Raw genomic sequence first — 17,470 nt, forward strand, 5'->3', positions numbered from 1 at the left:
AGACATTATGAAGCAGGGTATTCATCCCGACTATCACGCAGTGCAGGTTACCTGCTCTTGCGGAAGCACTTTCGTAACTCGTTCCACCGCTGATGGCGATCACATGACGGTTGACGTGTGCTCAAAGTGCCACCCATTCTATACCGGTAAGCAGAAGATTCTCGACACCGGCGGCCGCGTGGCTCGCTTCGAGAAGCGCTACGGTAAGAAGACTAAGTAGCTTTTGTGACGCCAGCCCTGTTTTCGTGTAACTCGCGGAATCGGGGCTGGCGTTTTATGTGCTAAACATGTGTGTTTAGTGTTCTACATTTAACATTTAAATTTTTGATTTACAATCCGCGTTAAGCGCGACTACAAAGGAATATGATGGCTGAGTCAGTAGAGGAACAATTCCCGGCAGCAGTTACCGCGTTAGAAGAGTATCGCGATATTGAAAGTCGCATGGGAAGCCCGGAAGTTGCGTCAAACCCGGACGCTATTCGCAAGCTCGGCCGCAGGCACGCAGAACTCGGCTCAATCGTAAACGCTTACCTAAATTACAAGCAGCTTTGCGACGACTTTGAAGCCGCAAACGAAATGGCAAGCGACGACCCAGATTTTGCTGAAGAAGCTAAGCGCTTAGAAGAGCAGCTTCCAGCAGCAAAAGAAAAGCTTCGCACGGCATTAATTCCTAGGGATCCGGATGATGCGCGCGATATGATTATGGAAATTAAAGCTGGCACAGGCGGCGAAGAAGCTGCTCTGTTTGCTGGCGATTTATTGCGTATGTACATGCGTTATGCCGAAAAGCGCGGCTGGACTACCGTAATCCAAAGCGAAAATTCAACGGAACTTGGCGGCGTAAAAGACGTGCAGCTTGCGATTCGCGCAAAAGGTACTCCTGCTCCAGAAGACGGCGTGTGGGCAAGCATGAAGTACGAGGGTGGCGTGCATCGTGTGCAACGAATCCCAGTTACTGAATCGCAGGGGCGCATACAGACTTCCGCAGCCGGCGTAATCGTGTTTCCAGAAGCAGACGAAGATGACGACGAAATCGAAATCGATCCAAAAGATTTGAAGATCGACATTTTCATGAGCTCCGGTCCTGGTGGACAGTCCGTGAACACTACTTATTCCGCGGTTCGCATGACGCATATTCCAACCGGAATTGTTGTTAGCATGCAAGACGAAAAGTCGCAGATTCAAAACCGTGCGGCAGCCCTTCGCGTGCTAAAGTCTCGTTTGCTCGCTATGAAGCACGAGCAGGAGGCAGCAGAAGCGGCGGATATGCGCCACTCACAGGTGCGTTCGCTCGACCGCTCTGAGCGAATCCGCACGTACAATTTCCCAGAAAATCGTATTGTGGATCATCGCACGAATTACAAAGCTTACAATCTTGACCAGGTTCTTGACGGCGATTTGCAGCCTGTTATCGACAGTGATATTCAGGCGGATGAAGCTGACCGCTTAGCGCAAGCCAAGTAAGTAGCCGATTAAAATTTCTAAACAATTCTTAAAATGCAAGAACTTTTGCGAGTTTTGCGCGATGCTGTTAAAAAGCTTGATTCTGCAGGCGTGGAGTCAGCAGAATATGATGCGCGCTTGCTGCTGGCTCACGCTTGCGGAGTGAGCTTAGCTGAGCTGAACAAAGCTCTGCTTATGGGTGATTACAAGAATTTTTCGCCCGATTATGCTAGCAAATATAGCGATTTTGTATCTAGGCGTGCTTCTCGCGAGCCGTTGCAGCATATTATTGGTCGCGCGCCTTTCCGCTACTTGGATTTGCGCGTTGGCAAGGGCGTTTTTGTGCCGCGTCCGGAAACAGAAGTTGTTGTTGATGCTGGCCTAGATTGGTTGTGTGAATCGCATATTAGCAAGCCTACGGTAGTCGATTTATGCGCAGGTTCGGGAGCAATCGGATTGTCGATTGCAACGGAAGTTGCAGACGCGCAAGTGTGGGCTGTAGAAAAATCTCCTGAAGCTTTTCAATATTTGCGAAAAAATTTTGAAGAAACTGCAAAGAATTACGAAAATATGCAGATTTCCAGTCGATACCATGCTGTTCTTGCAGATGCAACAAAAGCGCATATTTCAGATTTAACTCCTGAACTTCACGCAATTTGCGGCAAAGTAGATTTAGTAATAACGAATCCGCCTTACGTGCCGGAAAATCAAGTGCCGGAACAGATTGAAGTGCGAGAATATGATCCTCCGCTTGCGTTGTACGGCGGCTCTGTGGACGGCTTGCTTATTCCGGAGCAGATTATGCGTGCGGCTTTTGCGCTTCTTAAACCCGGGGGAGCTATGGTTATGGAGCATGATATTTCGCAAGGAGATGCGCTTAAAAAGTACGCGGAAAGCCTAGGTTTTGTTTGTACTCGAGTTGGAAACGACTTAACAGGCAGACCGCGATACACTTTTGCGCAAAAATATGACTTGAATCAGATATATGACTTGAATCAAATAGAAGAAAATAAGCAAAATAAACAACAAAAGCAACAAAAGAGGCAAAAATGAGCAAAATTTGCAATATCAACGAAGAATCACTGCAAATGGCAGCGCAAATTATTAACGAAAGCGGCGTAATCGTAGTGCCAACTGACACTGTGTATGGCGTTGCTTGCGACCCATTTAATGAAGCTGCAGTTGCAAAAATTTACGAGCTTAAGCGCAGACCGCGCACGAAGGCGTTGCAAATTTTAATGAGCGGAGTGGAAGATTTAGAAAAACTTGGGCTGTATTTGCCGTCTCCGCTGGATATTTTAGGCAAAAAGTTCCTTCCGGGTGGATATTCTCCGATTGCGCGCGCTAAGAAGGACTCGGTTGCGTCCAAACTTGCAACGCTGTGCAAAACGAATGAGACTGATGAGAAAACTCAAGAAACTGAAACAACTCAAGCAATCGAATCAACTCAAGGTGTGCGCGTGCCTGATTGCCCGGAATTAATGCAAATTTTGCGCGTTACGGGCCCGCTGGCTGCTTCTAGCGCGAATCGCAGTGGTAACGAAAGTGCAGACAGCGTCGAGGAAGCATTTGAAGCTTTCGGCAACGAAATTCCGCTGTATTTGAACGCAGGTCCGACTCGCTCGCACGTGGCAAGCACGGTAGTTGGTGCGGATTCAAGCGATAAAGACGGTATTGTGATTTTGCGCGAAGGTGTGATTTCGGAGTGCGAAATTCGTAATGCGTTAAGTGAGTAAGTTTATTAACTTATTTCTGATACTAAATTTCTGGTACTAACAAATCGCTACAATCAAAATAAGCAAGCGAAAAATTTAGCAAACGCTGCTAAACCCAACGAAGTAATCGCATAGCAAAGGACGCATTCATGAGGGTATACCTGTTTATTGCAGCAATTGCAGGCGGTGCTACGTGGCTTATTATGCCGCTTGTTCGTCACCTTGCGATCCGTATGGGTGCTGTTGGCAAAGTTCGCGCTCGCGACGTGCATACTATTCCAACGCCACGTATGGGTGGTGTAGGTATGCTTTTTGGTTTTGCAGTTGCGATGGCATTCGCTAGTTCTATGCCATTTATTTCCGGGCTTTTTGCAGGAACGCACCAGCCGTGGGTTGTGCTAGCAGGAGCCGTTATGATATGCCTGCTTGGGGTATGCGACGACATTTGGGATTTAGATTGGATGCTAAAGCTTGCCGGTCAGCTGCTTATAGCTGTTTTTGTGGCGTGGGGAGGGTTGCAAATCGTAACTTTGCCGCTCGGCTCGCTCGTGACGGCATCTCCAAGCGTGTCAATCGCAATAACTGCAATACTAATCGTTGCTTCAATTAATGCAGTAAATTTTGTAGATGGGCTGGACGGACTGGCTTCCGGAATCGTTGCAATCGGCGGCATTGCCTTCGCAACATACTCTTACATACTCGCGCGCACGTCGCCATCCTACGCATCAATGGCAACTCTTATTGACGTTGCAATGGTAGGTATGTGCGTTGGATTTATCATGCACAATTGGCATCCTGCGAAACTTTTTATGGGCGATTCTGGCTCCATGCTAATCGGCTACTTAATTACTTGCGCGTCGATTATTATGACCGGTCATTTGGATCCGTCGGCTGTGCATACGAGTATTTATTTGCCTGTATTTATGCCGATTTTGTTGCCGATTCTTGTGCTGTTTTTGCCGGTTCTTGACATGTGCTTGGCTATTTTTAGGCGTGTTGCTAAAGGGCAGTCGCCAATGCATCCGGATCGCATGCACTTGCATCACCGCATGCTTAGAATCGGACATTCTGTGCAGGGTGCTGTGCTGATTTTATGGGGATGGGCTGCGCTAATTGCGTTTGGCTCTATTATGATTTTGTTCTTTAAAGCTGTGTATGTGCTTGTTGGAATGATCCTTGCTGCTGCGTTGCTTACTGTGCTCACAATGATGCCGTACTTGCGTCGTCGCCTGCCCGAACTTCGCAATTCGTAGCGTTTCGTTCGGAGTTTCGGCAAACGTCATAGCAAAAACGTATAGTAACCCTATGGCTACAACTGATATTAACACGAAATCCGTGTATGCTCCTGTTCCACCAATTTTCGAGAAGCTCGGTCTCGCTTATGACGATGTCCTTTTGCTTCCAAACGAAACTGATGTTATTCCGTCCGAAGTGGATACTTCCACTCGTCTGACTCGCGAAATTACCATGAAAGTGCCGACTATTTCGGCAGCTATGGATACTGTTACCGAGTCCGATATGGCTATTGCCATGGCGCGTAACGGTGGTATTGGAGTACTTCACCGCAATCTTTCTATTGATGATCAAGCTGCGCAGGTTGATATTGTTAAGCGCAGTGAATCCGGTATGATTACCGACCCGCTTACTGTTCACCCAGATGCTACGCTCGCCGATTTAGATAAATTGTGCGGGCGTTTCCATATTTCTGGTCTTCCGGTAGTGGATAGCGAAAATCATTTAGTTGGTATTATTACCAACCGCGATATGCGTTTTATTGCTTCCGAAGATTACGATCGCTTGAAAGTTAAGGACGTGATGACGCGTGAAAATCTCGTCACTGGTCCTTCCGATATTTCTAAGGAAGATGCTCACCGCTTGCTTGCGGATAACAAGATTGAAAAGTTGCCTTTGGTTGATGCTGAAGGTAAGCTTACAGGCTTGATTACTGTTAAAGACTTTGTGAAGACTGAGCAGTATCCGGATGCTACTAAGGATGATCAAGGTCGCTTGCGCGTTGCTGCTGGCATTGGCTTCCTTGGTGATGCTTGGCAGCGTGCGTGCGCTCTTATGGAAGCTGGAGTTGACGTGCTTGTGGTCGATACCGCAAACGGCGAGGCTCGCTTGGCTCTCGACATGATTCGTCGCATTAAGGCAGATAAGGCTTTCGACGGCGTGCAAATTATTGGCGGAAATATTGCAACTCGCCAAGGCGCACAGGCTATGATTGATGCTGGCGTTGATGCTGTAAAGGTTGGCGTTGGTCCAGGCTCTATTTGCACTACGCGTGTTGTTGCAGGCGTTGGTGTACCTCAGCTTACTGCAGTTTACGACGCTGCTCAGGCTTGCAAGGCTGCTGGTATTCCATGCATTGCAGACGGCGGCATTCACTATTCCGGCGATATTGCTAAGGCTTTGGTTGCAGGTGCTGACACCGTTATGCTCGGCGGTACTTTGGCTGGCTGCGAGGAAGCTCCTGGTGAGAAGGTTCTTCTTCACGGCAAGCAGTACAAGCTTTACCGCGGCATGGGTTCGCTTGGCGCAATGGCTCCTCGCGGTAAGAAGTCTTATTCGAAGGATCGTTACTTCCAGGCAGACGTTACCAGCTCCGATAAGGTGGTTCCAGAAGGCGTTGAGGGCGAAGTTCCATATCGCGGTCCACTTAACGCTGTGCTTTACCAATTGCTTGGCGGCTTGCATCAGTCCATGTTCTACGTTGGTGCTCACAATATTAAGGAAATGCAAGAGCGCGGCCGCTTTATTCGCATTACGGATGCAGGTCTTCGCGAATCGCATCCTCACGATATTGTGATGACTGCAGAAGCACCAAACTACAGCGGTTTCCACAACTAAATCGCGTGGTGCGCAAGTTGTGCATATTACGTAAGTTGCGCGTGTAAGTCGCGTGTAAATCGCAACTATTTTTGCATTAAACGGCGAAAAGTTACGCAAGTTACTCACAACTTGCCTGCTTTTCGTCGTTTTTTTGTTTTGACAAGACAGATAAAATTATTATATAGTTAGTGGGATATCCCACTAAAAAATGAGGTGATTTTGTGGAAGTAGTAAAAGATTATGACGTGCGTCTTGATAGTAAAAAGCGTGTAACTCTGCGTGGGGCTAAATATCCTTATTACAATGTTAAAGAATGCGATAATGGTTGTATTTTATTAGAGCCTCGTGAGCTTACTATTCCAAAGAGTATATCTTCTAGAACTCTTAAAAGTATGGATGAAGCAATTCGCAATTTTAATATTGGCAAAGTCTCTGAATCAGTTGATCTTTCTGACGAAGCTCGTCGTCAAGCTGAAGCTCATGAGGGAAAATCATTTAATAACACAGATGAACTTATGCAGGATTTATTAGATGCTTAAATCAGTATTTCGTACAACTCAATTCAAAAAAGAGTTCAAAGCTTTATTGAAAAAGCATGTAGATCCAATAAAATTCAAGCATGCAATCGATGCCCTAATGAAACAAGATAAGCAACTGTTGTCTACTCGATATAAAGATCATTCTCTTACTGGTAATTGGAAAGGGTATAGGGAAATTCATATTGAGGGGGATTGGCTTCTAATTTATAAGATTGAGAAAGAAGAATTGCAGCTTGTACTCACTAGAACTGGTTCTCATGATGATTTGTTTAATTAGTTTTAGGGTCTAGTAGTCGGTGGGAAGATGTAGGCTGATGGGTTCGAAAAAATATTAGGAAAGGAACGAAAATGGCTGAAGCTAAGGAAGATCTTACGTTTACGCCGGAAGAGTCGCGCTTAATTTGGATTGATTGCGAGATGACGGGACTCGATATTTTCCACGACGAATTATGCGAAGTATCTGTAGTTCCAACCGACTTTAATCTGAAAGTTTTGGACGACGGCATTGATTTAGTGATTAAGCCAAGCGAAGCTGCTGTGGCTCATATGAACGATTTTGTGCGCAATATGCACACTTCTTCCGGACTTGTTGACGAGTGGAATAAGAATGGTTTGCCTTTGGAAGAAGCACAAAAGCAGGTAGTTGAATACGTAAAGCGCTTCCTGCCGGCTCGCGGAAAAGCTCATCTTGCTGGAAACTCCGTCGGTTCCGATAAAAAGTTCCTCGACCGTTACATGCCAGATTTAATGGCAAATCTGCACTATCGTGTAATAGACGTAAGCACGTTGAAGGAAATTTCGCGCAGGCTTTACCCGGACGTTTACCGCAATAAGCCGGCAAAACATGGCGGTCACCGTGCGCTCGCGGATATTATTGAGTCGATTGACGAGCTTCGTTACTACCGCGATATGATGTTCGTTCCAGCTCCAGGCCCAAGTGAGTCTCAAGCAAAAGCTGGCGCACAGCACATTGAAAGCACGAGCTTGCTTCGTGACTACGAACGCCGCGGAGAGGCGCTAGAAGACGTAAATTCCGCAGAAAAGCGCGACTACTAAACGTATTAAACACAATAAAAGGTACTGCCGATGAAGCAATCCGAAGCTCTAACCATAATCAACGCTGGTGCAAGCGCGTTCATTACCGGCGCTCCGGGTGCAGGTAAAACCTACGTATTAAACGAAGCTATTCGCGAAATGCGAAAGAACGGTTTAAGCGTGGCTGTAACGGCTTCTACCGGAATCGCAGCAACTCATTTAAACGGTCAAACCATTCACTCTTGGAGTGGAGTTGGAGTTGCAAACGCACTTACGGATACGCTTCTTAAAACCATTAGAGCTAGGCGAGGAAAGCGCATAAAAGCCACGGACGTACTCGTGCTGGACGAAGTTTCAATGATACACGCGTGGCTTTTCGACATGGTTGACGAAGTATGCCGAAAAGTGCGCAAAAATCCCGCTCCTTTCGGCGGGCTTCAAGTAGTTATTTCGGGCGACTTCTTCCAGCTGCCTCCTGTTAGCACTTCTATGCGAAATCGTGACGTGTTCGAGCCGAGCCCGGAGTTCATTTCGTCGCGCGAAAAGTATGCTGCAGCTGGAAAAAATCCGGAAGGCTATATTACGGAATCTTTCGCCTGGGATGCTTTGAAACCTGTTGTGTGCTATTTAACTGAGCAACATCGTCAAGACGACGGTAAGTTACTTGATGTTTTAACAGATATTCGTAGCGGTCTAGTAAGTGACGACGATAAGCAAGTGTTGGCCAGCCGTCTTGGTGAGTATCCGCAAGATGACGAAGTTGCAGTACATCTTTTCCCAACGAACGCGCAAGCAGATGGCTTAAATAATATGCAGCTTGCGGAAATTAATGCTGAGCCTCACGAATTCGTTGCAACGGAAGCAGGACCTAAAAATCTCGTTGAGCGCTTAAAAAAGAATATGCTTGCTCCGGAGCGTTTAGTTTTGAAGGCCGGAGCTGCTGTGATGGCATTGCGTAATGACCAAGAAAAGCAATATGTAAACGGCTCTGTTGGACGTGTGTTGCGTTTTGTGCCTGAACCTAAAGGTGGCTGGCCGATTGTTGAGTTTGAAAACGGAAATATTGTCACTCTTAAGCCAGCTGCGTGGGAAATGACGGACGGTGAGACTGTACTTGCTAGCGTAAATCAAGTGCCTCTTCGTTGCGCGTGGGGAATTACGATTCATAAGTCGCAAGGTATGACGCTCGATAATGCGGTAATGGATTTGCGTAGAACTTTCGCTCCTGGAATGGGATATGTTGCGCTTTCTCGTGTGGAAAATCTGGGCGGTCTTTATTTGGAAGGTATTAACGATCGCGCGTTTAGCGTTTCAGTTGATGCCGTTCTACTAGATGGATCTTTGCGCGATGCTTCCAAACGTGCGAGTGAGATGCTTGCTAGCGATGGTGCTTCTGTATTTTTGACAGATAAGTTTGAAGGCGATTCTGCAAATCAGCAAGAGTTTGACATTTTTGGCGCTGTCAATTACGCAGATAATGAAGAGTTTTCCTTCGATGACGAGTTTTAGTGCGATACGCGTTTTTACTGGCGCGCGGCTTTTTCTCCGGATTTTGTCGCTGGACTGGTTTTTGGCTGGCGGGTTTCTTGCGTGGTTGTGTGATATAGGAATTACTTGTCTCGCAGCGCTCCGCTCTTATACCTTATTTAGACTTAGCGGTTGTGTAGTTAAGTTTAGTTTTTTTTTTTACTTACTTTTTCTGCAAAAATAGTATTCGTCAACAAGATATTACTATCGTTCCGCTTTTATATTGCTCGACCAAGCAATTCCTATCTCCCACTAGTAAATTCACCCACCGTTGTTTTGTGGTGTGGTAGGTGTGCTTGGCGTGGTGTGTGCAACAGCACGGACGCTAGTGTTCTCTAGGCAATAAATACTCACCGTTCGCAGAAGCATTACTGCAAAGCTTCAGGAACATTTGCCGGAGTTTTAACTGGGTTTTTGTCGCTGCTTTGGCTTGTTTGTTTAGCTGTGTAAACAAGTGTTTATGTCCTCATGCGCAAATAGATTGGAACGCATGAATTCCAATGTACTTCGTATGTCTCAGCTGTTCCTTCGTACGCTGCGCGAGGATCCTGCAGACGCGGACGTGACTTCCGCAAAACTTATGCAGCGCGCAGGCTATATTCGCAAATCTGCCCCAGGTGTGTGGACTTGGTTGCCGCTCGGACTCAAGGTTTTAAACAAGGTTCAAGCGATTATTCGCGAAGAAATCAACGGTATCGGTGCGCAGGAAGTCCACTTCCCAGCACTTCTTCCACGTGAGCCTTATGAGGCTACAAACCGTTGGGAAGAATACGGCGACAACATCTTCCGCCTTAAAGATCGTCATGAAGCTGACTATCTTCTTGCTCCAACGCACGAAGAAGTTTTCACGCTCCTTGTTAAGGATATGTATTCTTCGTACAAGGATTTGCCTGTTACTTTGTATCAGATTCAAACAAAGTATCGCGACGAATTCCGTCCTCGCGCAGGTCTTATCCGCGGTCGCGAGTTTATTATGCAGGATGCTTATTCGTTCTCAATTGACGAAGATGGTTTGAAGTCTGCTTACGTTGAAGAGCGCGCTGCTTACGCTCGAATTTTCAACCGTTTGGGCATTAAATACGTGATTGTTCACGCTGTTTCCGGTCCAATGGGCGGTTCTGATTCTGAGGAATTCTTGGCTCCAATGTCAATTGGTGAAGATACTTTTGCTCTTGCTCCTTCCGGAAAAGCTTGGAATGTTGAGGCTCTTACCACTCCAGAAATGTCTGAGATTGATTATTCTGCAACTCCTGCAGCAGAAGCGCTCGAAACTCCAGACGCTAAGACGATTGAAGCTTTGGTTAAGGTTTCTAACGATTTGCATCCGCGTAAAGATGGCCGCGAATGGCAAGCAGACGACACTTTGAAGAATCTGATTATTGCTGTTAAGCACCCGGCTGATGCTGAGGGTGGCGAGCATGAGGAGCCATGGCGCGAAATTGTTGCTATTGGTATTCCAGGTGACCGCCAGGTAGATATGAAGCGTCTTGAAGCTCAGTTTGCTCCTGCAGAAATCGAAGAAGCAACTGAGGATGATTTGAAGTCTCATCCTGAGTTTGTTAAGGGCTACATTGGTTTTAGCGTATTAGGTCCTCAAGCTCGCAAAGAGGGTAGTGGTATTGAAAATCCTGTTCGCTACTTGATGGATGCTCACGTTGCGAAGGGAAGCGCCTGGATTACAGGAGCTGACGAAGACGGAAAGCACGTTTACAACGCTGTTTACGGTCGCGATTTTGAGGCTGACGGCGTTGTTGAAGCAGCCCAGGTTCGTGACGGCGATATGAGCCCAGATGGTTCCGGTCCGCTTAGCTTCGAACGCGGTGTAGAAATCGGTCAGGTGTTCCAGCTTGGCTTAAAGTATTCTAAGGCTTTGGGCCTAAGTGTGCTTAACGAAAATGGTAAAGCTGTGCCAGTTTGGATGGGCTGCTACGGTATCGGCGTTAGCCGCGTGATCGCATGCTTGGCAGAAACACATCACGACGACGCTGGTCTCGCATGGCCTATGGCAATTGCTCCAGCTCAAGTTCACGTCGTTGCTACTGGCAAGGATCAGATTGCTTTCGACGCTGCTGAAAAGGTTGTTGAAGAGCTTAGTAAGCAGGGAATCGAAGTAATCTTTGACGACCGTCCAAAGGTTTCTCCAGGCGTAAAGTTTAAGGATGCTGAGCTTGTTGGCGTGCCGCTGATTGCTGTAGCAGGTCGCGATACCGTGAACAACGGTACGATTGAAATCCGCGATCGCAACGGCTCAAACGTTGAAGCAGTTCCAGTTGACGAAGCTGCAAGCCGCATTGTAGAGCGTGTCAAAATACTTTTGAATAAGTAAAATTTGGTGCGTAATTTTGAATCGTGAGAAATATTAATAACTTGTGGGCTCTGCGTTTGCATCCCACTTGTTTTATATATACGTAATAGGAAGAAGTTACACATATGTTTTGTGAAAAATGTGGATCACAAATTAGTGATGATCAGCAATTTTGTAATGAGTGTGGAGCGAGGATTGATTCTTCTATTGGTTCGCAAACTTCTGCAGAACAAATAAATAATCCGCAGCAAGCAGTTTATAACCAATCAGAACAGCAACTGTATACTCAGGTTTATGAGCAGCCTGTAGACGCGCTTAAGAATAAGAAAAGTAAGTATTCAAAATTAACAATTATTATTTCGGCAGTAGTTGCATTAGTTGTGGTAATTGCTGGAATAGTTTGTTTTTTGAATCTAAATAAAAGAGTAAATAGTGCTGATGGGTCTCATAATAACGTAATTAGTGAGGCTGGAAAACAATATAAAAAAGTTCTAAAAGATTTTAGCGAAACCAAATCTTCCGACAGTAGTGACATGAAGTATTACTACACGCTATGGGATATAAACAAAGACTCTATCCCAGATTTAGTGATTGCGTCTTCGCGCAGCGCTGATACTACTAGAATGATAGACGCTACATATGGCGTTCGTGTTGCTTCTTACGATGGTAAAAAGCTTATAAAATCTGAAGATTTGACCACTAGTAGCGATTCATATGCAACTTTGTATTTTAACAAGAATCATGATGGAATAGTTACACTTGCTCCATTTGGTTCCGATGCTACAAGTGATGGAGATATGCCTTGGACAAAAACAATATATCGCCTAAATAAACATCATAAATTCACAACTAGTTCTGAAACTGTTGAGCATCCGTTAGGAAGCGATGGTGTTGTTCAAGGAACTGATGAATTATCAAGAGTAGTAATGCCGTCGTTTATTTCAATTTCAGACATGAGAGGCGTTGACGCATTAGTGAATAATGAAGAGAATTCACAAAAAGTGCGTGAGCATAATAAGAATGTTCAGAATTGGATTGAAAAGGGTTACCAAGTCTACACTGGAACAATAAAGACCTTAAGTAAGGAAGAAGCTAAGAACTTACCTGGCGCTGATAAGGATGATACTACTGGCTTCCCAGACACTTATGATGATAATGCACGCTTTACTGTTCTTTTGCTAGATAATCCATCTTCAGTTACAGTGGCTAATGGTTTTATGGATTGCGCTTTAAGACCAACTATTACTTTCGCTAATAAAGTAGCTGTGCTTATCAGTGACTCTAATGATGGAACTAGTAATAATTTCAAACAATACGAAGGTAAGAGAATTACTATTGCAACGAAACCTAATGGCATTATGTATCATGGTGGTGATTTGCCTTATGGTCAGCCATCGGTTTCTTCTGATGACATACATGTGATTAAGTAGTAGTAGATATCTCAGTTTCAGTAAATTAGGAAATACTTAATTTGCGAAATAGAGAATAAATAGATTTGCCGCCAGGAATGTTGATTCTTGGCGGCTATTTTATTGTGTTCATATTAATTTTTACTGTGGTGTGAGTTTAGTGGATTTTTAGAATTGCGATTTATTTTTCTTAAATGTCAGTTTCACCCCCAAATTCATCATTCAAAATGTTTGCGTTAGAGTTATTTTGTTGTGCCCTATTGTTCTGCTGTGCTTGATTACTTTCTTTCGTATGATCATTTTTAGCGGAATCAGCGTTTCGCTTTGTAAATTGAGTAGTTCCACGATTTAAATCGTGACCAATAGTAGCCGCTTCTAAAATTATGCGATTATAATCATTGCCGTCTTTTGTCCAACTTTCAGTACTCAAATTTCCAGAAACAACAATTGCATCACCTTTATGCACGCTTTTAAGAACGTTTGAAGCCAAAGTTCGATACGCCTTCACAGTCATCCATGTGGTTGGACGCTCATGCCATTGCTGCTCATCATTTCGATAATAAGATTGTGTGCTTGCAATTCGTAGAGAACAAGCAGGAGAATTTTCGTTGCGTCCAAAACTTATTGGTTCTGCGCCTACAAATCCGCTAATAGTCACAGTTGACTGTTGTTGTACCATATTCATCATCCTTTCACGATTTGGACTGCAGCCATTTCAGCCCCGAAATCAGAGCCATCATTGCCCCTGAGCTTCGCAGCCACAAGGAAATGCCGCAGTAATAACAACTATGAATGTTTTGCGAGAATTGTTCTAGAAAATTCTTTTATTGTGGTTAAAAGCTATGTTTTAACCACAATTTATTAAAAATATTGACAATAAAATCACTTGTAAAACAGCAAGATTGCAAGCATTTTCGCAATAATTCCTTATTAAGAGATACTATTAACCTATATTTGTTGCATTGAATGAACAGAAGAAGAGTTTTTTACTATGAAAAATAATAAGCAGGGATTGGTGCGCAATTTAGCTATGCATGTAAATTCATGCTCATCTAATTTATTTAAATCATTTGGTTTTAAATCGAATAGTTCAATGAATTCGAAGAATACGATAGTTAAAAGTGCTGTAGTGAAGCATATTGTATGTTCGCTGATAAGTCTGCTTGCTGTAGTATCCTTTGTGTGCTTGTCTGCACAAAGCTCCATGAATATGAATTTGATGGGCATAAATTCGTTAGAATTAAGCAAAGAAGCATCTAATTCGTCTACGTCAAACCTGTCTATTAAAAACCCGATTATTAAACAAAAAAACGTTGCACGTAGTGTTGGCTGGGTTCGATCTGTTGATGTAGTGCGCTATGTGCTGGCTTCAATTCGTAATGCACGTTCGCGTTTATACGACGATCGTAGTATTTACTTTGAAGGAATTCCTTTGCAAGATTATGTGAGTCGTTGCGGTTTAACTAAACAAGCTTATGTGAATAATATTCAATACGATTCCGCAAATGAAGAGGATGCGTATCGTCGCGCACAAGAGACTGCTCAACATGGTAAATTTGGTCATTTTGCTCCAGATGGTAAAAGCGCACCTGATTTTAATGGTAGAAAAGCTTGGGGTGAAAACTTAAGCTGGGGTACAGATCTTGCTGGTTCTATGCGTTTATGGATTCAAAATGAAGAGGGACCATTGCGCGCTACTCGTGGTGCCTTTACTGACGAGAATGGTCATTTGTATCAAATTTTGAATCCACGAAATATCTCCTTTGGTTATGGTGAAGCTCAAGGCGGTCCGTACGGCATTGTTGGTGATTTAACTTTGTCGGAATATAACGGTGATATTGACTATCCTGATGGCAAAATTGGTTATGGAAGCCCTCAAGTTTATCAGCGTCCTGCTGCAGTAGCGAATAATACTAAGGCAGCTAAATCCGATAAGGATAAAAAGGACGACAAGGATAAAAAAGATAAGAAGGACGATAAAAATAAGAAAAAACATAAGGGTGATAGATCTAACAAAAAGAAAGCATTTGGGAAAAATAAGCATTTAGCCAATAAGGTTAATTCTCAAATTGCAAATAGTAAAGATTCCGCTAAAAATACTGAAAAAACTGGTATTTCTGGAATGGTGGTTGCTGTAATTGCAATGGTAATTATTCTTTGTGCTGTAGTTGTATTTTCTATTTTACTTTATAAGTCACGCAAAAATGCGCGTACAAAAGCTGCTTCTGTAGACACTGCTGTTGCTAATACTGCTGTTGCTAATACTGATACTGCTGTAAAAGAAGCTGCTGATAATACTGCTGTTGTAGCAGAAGAAGCTGTTTCAAATGAGACTATTTCGCAAGATTTTGCTGCAGAAGAAGCTGTTTCTGCAGGTTCTGCCTCTGCGGAAGAATAAAAACTTATAAGGTTATATAAATTAAGCCTGCAAACGATTAGTAAAGAACGCTTGCAGGCTTTTCTATTTCTTATTTTCTATTTTCTGTGCTCAATTTGAGATGCTTTACCAAATGTGCACGCGCTCGCTTGGGTCGAGCCACATCTCGTCGCCTTCTTGAACATCGAACGCATCGTAGAACAAGTCAACGTTTCGAGCAATGCCGTTAGTGCGGCATTCGGCTGGGGAGTGCGGGTCGATTTGAAGCAGCTGTTCCGCAATTTCATTACGAGCCTTGGAACGCCATACTAACGCGTAGCTTAAGAAGAATCGCTGCAAAGCAGTGAAACCATCTACTTCAGGAGCGTTCAGCAAGGTTTCGCGAATAGCATCATCACTTCCGTTGATTTCTTGTCCCTTGCTCTTTTGCAAGGCGAAAGCGTATGCTTTAAGCGCAATGGTCACGCCGCTTAAATCGCCAATATTTTCGCCGATTGTTAAAGCACCGTTTACGTGAGGCATCGCATTGCGCTCTTCTTTGCTCTTCAAGTGAGAGTACTTAACAATAAGCTGCGTTGGTGTGAAAGCATTGTATTGCTCAATAAGCTTCTTAGTGCGCTCAGTGAAGTTGGTTTTGTCTTCTTCAGTCCACCAATTGTTAAGTACGCCGTCGCCGTCGTATTCGCAACCTTGATCGTCAAAACCGTGACCGATTTCATGACCAATCACGGCACCAATAGCACCATAATTTGCTGCGTCTGGAGCGCTTGGGTTAAAGAATGGTGGTTGCAAAATAGCAGCTGGGAACACGATTACGTTCAGCAGAGGATCGTAGTAAGCGTTCACAGTTTGCGGAGTCATCTGCCACTCTTCGCGATCCACAGGATTTCCGGCTTTTGCAGTATTTTTACCAAAGCCAAATCGATAAACTTCGCGCATATTCTCAACTAAATCAGCGTCTTCCTTAATATTTAGCGCAGAGTAGTCAACCCAATGGTTTGTGTAACCAATATTTGGCTCAAATTTACTAATCTTTTCCAAAGCCTTCGCTTTAGTTTCCTCGCCAAGCCAGCTGCTGTGAGAAATCGACTCGCGGTAAGCGTTAATAAGATTGTCAACTAAGCCTTGCATATATTCCTTAGAAGACTCAGGGAAATGCAATCGCACGTATTCGCGTCCAACTTCCTCGCCACAAGCATCGTCAACAACTCCGACTGCTCGCTTCCAGCGGTCGCGTTGCTTTGTGGCTCCAGAAAGCACCTTGCCGTAGAAGTCGAATCTAGCTTCGGCAAAGTCTTCACTCAGTAAGATTGCCCAGCACAAAATCACGTGCACGCGTGCCCAAAGCTTTAAATCTTCTAAGTTAGTTTCCTGCCAAATCTTATTCAATCCTTCTATAAAGCTTGGCTCGTGAACTACTACTTTGCTAAAAGCTTCACGAAGATTGATTGGTTGATGTTCTGCTTCTTCGCAAGTTTCGTACGCTTTTTGTGCAGCATCTAAGAAAGCGTCGAGATTCAGCGCTTCAAGATTTTTTGCCAAATCAGCATAATTGCAAGGATTATAAGTTTTTTGAGAATCGCGAGTTGCCACGTTATCCCAATGATGCTTCGCGATTTTAGTTTCAACATTCAAAAAACGCTCGGCTTGAGCTTGAGTAGTGGCGGTATCTCCGTAACCAGCCAATCTCAACAACGAAGCTACCATTTTTACATATTCAGTGCGAATTGGAGCGTAGTTATCTTCGCGATAGTATGCTTCGTCTGGCAAGCCCAATCCCGATTGCTCAATATGCATAATATTCGTCTTAGGATCTTTAGGATCTCCGTAAACTCCAAAATAAAACATTGCATCTGGACCGCCGTACGGATTAAGCGCGCCAATAGTGCGAACCAAATCTTCCTTAGTTTCTGCTGAATCCACAGCGTCTAGATCGCCCTTAATTGGCGTAATTCCAGCTTTTTCAATAGATGCGGTATCCAAATAGTTACGGTATAAGGTTTGCGACTTTTTGGCTGGGCAATTTTCGTTTTCTAAAATATCTCGAATTTGCTTTTCTGCATCTTCTGCAAGCTTGTGGAAAGCACCATACATTGGTTTGTCTTCTGGGAGAGTGTAAGTGTCAATCCAAGGACCATTTACGTAACGGAATAAATCGTCTTGTGGACGAGTAGCCGACGAGAAGGAGGCAGGGTCGAAATCTACAGCAGAAATTTCCTTCTGCGATTCCTTATTATTACTATTATTACTATTGTTTTCATTGTTGTTAGACATGTGATTAGCTTACA

Annotated in this window: 15 protein-coding genes; 13 read left to right on the top strand and 2 right to left on the bottom strand. The window is 44.3% G+C overall.

From position 1 onward, the window contains the following. Positions 1-7: 7 nt before the first annotated feature. From rpmE to HXT29_RS00750, 12 genes are all read left to right on the top strand, one after another. A complete protein-coding gene (gene rpmE / locus HXT29_RS00695; protein WP_004118797.1) occupies positions 8-220 on the top strand; it encodes a 50S ribosomal protein L31 in 213 nt (70 codons plus the stop codon). A 146-nt stretch (positions 221-366) separates the two neighbouring features. Next, positions 367-1,464 carry a peptide chain release factor 1 gene (gene prfA / locus HXT29_RS00700; RefSeq protein WP_004118799.1) on the top strand — a complete coding sequence of 366 codons (1,098 nt, stop codon included), beginning with the start codon at positions 367-369 and terminating at the stop codon, positions 1,462-1,464. A gap of 33 nt (positions 1,465-1,497) precedes the next feature. Continuing rightward, positions 1,498-2,496, top strand: coding sequence for a peptide chain release factor N(5)-glutamine methyltransferase (gene prmC, locus HXT29_RS00705; protein ID WP_422118384.1), 999 nt, complete (start codon positions 1,498-1,500; stop codon positions 2,494-2,496). After that, a complete protein-coding gene (locus tag HXT29_RS00710; RefSeq protein ID WP_415706009.1) occupies positions 2,493-3,179 on the top strand; it encodes an L-threonylcarbamoyladenylate synthase in 687 nt (228 codons plus the stop codon). The genes prmC and HXT29_RS00710 overlap by 4 nt, the downstream gene beginning before the upstream one ends. A gap of 128 nt (positions 3,180-3,307) precedes the next feature. Next, positions 3,308-4,411, top strand: coding sequence for an MraY family glycosyltransferase (locus tag HXT29_RS00715; RefSeq protein WP_415706011.1), 1,104 nt, complete (start codon positions 3,308-3,310; stop codon positions 4,409-4,411). A gap of 52 nt (positions 4,412-4,463) precedes the next feature. Next, entirely contained in the window at positions 4,464-6,008 is a 1,545-nt protein-coding gene (gene guaB / locus HXT29_RS00720) for an IMP dehydrogenase (RefSeq protein WP_112928771.1), read from the top strand. Positions 6,009-6,211: 203 nt separating this feature from the next. Continuing rightward, positions 6,212-6,529, top strand: coding sequence for a hypothetical protein (locus HXT29_RS00725; RefSeq protein ID WP_116442794.1), 318 nt, complete (start codon positions 6,212-6,214; stop codon positions 6,527-6,529). Continuing rightward, complete coding sequence (locus HXT29_RS00730) at positions 6,522-6,806, top strand: type II toxin-antitoxin system YafQ family toxin (RefSeq protein WP_004136925.1); 285 nt, start codon at positions 6,522-6,524, stop codon at positions 6,804-6,806. Before HXT29_RS00725 ends, HXT29_RS00730 begins: the two co-directional genes overlap by 8 nt. A gap of 71 nt (positions 6,807-6,877) precedes the next feature. Next, on the top strand, positions 6,878-7,585 hold the full coding sequence (orn, locus tag HXT29_RS00735; protein ID WP_004118810.1) for an oligoribonuclease: 708 nt from the start codon (positions 6,878-6,880) through the stop codon (positions 7,583-7,585). A gap of 30 nt (positions 7,586-7,615) precedes the next feature. Beyond that, positions 7,616-9,073 carry an ATP-dependent DNA helicase gene (locus HXT29_RS00740; RefSeq protein WP_101886102.1) on the top strand — a complete coding sequence of 486 codons (1,458 nt, stop codon included), beginning with the start codon at positions 7,616-7,618 and terminating at the stop codon, positions 9,071-9,073. A gap of 508 nt (positions 9,074-9,581) precedes the next feature. After that, on the top strand, positions 9,582-11,417 hold the full coding sequence (locus HXT29_RS00745) for a proline--tRNA ligase (protein WP_422118385.1): 1,836 nt from the start codon (positions 9,582-9,584) through the stop codon (positions 11,415-11,417). 104 nt (positions 11,418-11,521) lie between these two features. Beyond that, on the top strand, positions 11,522-12,826 hold the full coding sequence (locus HXT29_RS00750) for a zinc ribbon domain-containing protein (RefSeq protein ID WP_231880158.1): 1,305 nt from the start codon (positions 11,522-11,524) through the stop codon (positions 12,824-12,826). 169 nt (positions 12,827-12,995) lie between these two features. Here HXT29_RS00750 and HXT29_RS00755 read toward each other — a convergent pair whose 3' ends face one another. Next, positions 12,996-13,484 carry a single-stranded DNA-binding protein gene (locus HXT29_RS00755; protein WP_004118831.1) on the bottom strand — a complete coding sequence of 163 codons (489 nt, stop codon included), beginning with the start codon at positions 13,482-13,484 and terminating at the stop codon, positions 12,996-12,998. 312 nt (positions 13,485-13,796) lie between these two features. Here HXT29_RS00755 and HXT29_RS00760 point away from each other — a divergent pair, with 312 nt between their 5' ends. After that, positions 13,797-15,203 (top strand): CAP domain-containing protein, encoded by a 1,407-nt coding sequence (locus tag HXT29_RS00760; protein WP_422118386.1) that lies wholly within the window; start codon positions 13,797-13,799, stop codon positions 15,201-15,203. 105 nt (positions 15,204-15,308) lie between these two features. On the opposite strand, the gene HXT29_RS00765 is transcribed toward HXT29_RS00760, so the two are convergent. Continuing rightward, complete coding sequence (locus HXT29_RS00765; protein WP_101886099.1) at positions 15,309-17,456, bottom strand: M13 family metallopeptidase; 2,148 nt, start codon at positions 17,454-17,456, stop codon at positions 15,309-15,311. Positions 17,457-17,470 lie beyond the last annotated feature (14 nt).

It is taken from the genome of Gardnerella sp. DNF00550 (assembly GCF_049262685.1).
Lineage (GTDB): Bacteria > Actinomycetota > Actinomycetes > Actinomycetales > Bifidobacteriaceae > Bifidobacterium > Bifidobacterium leopoldii.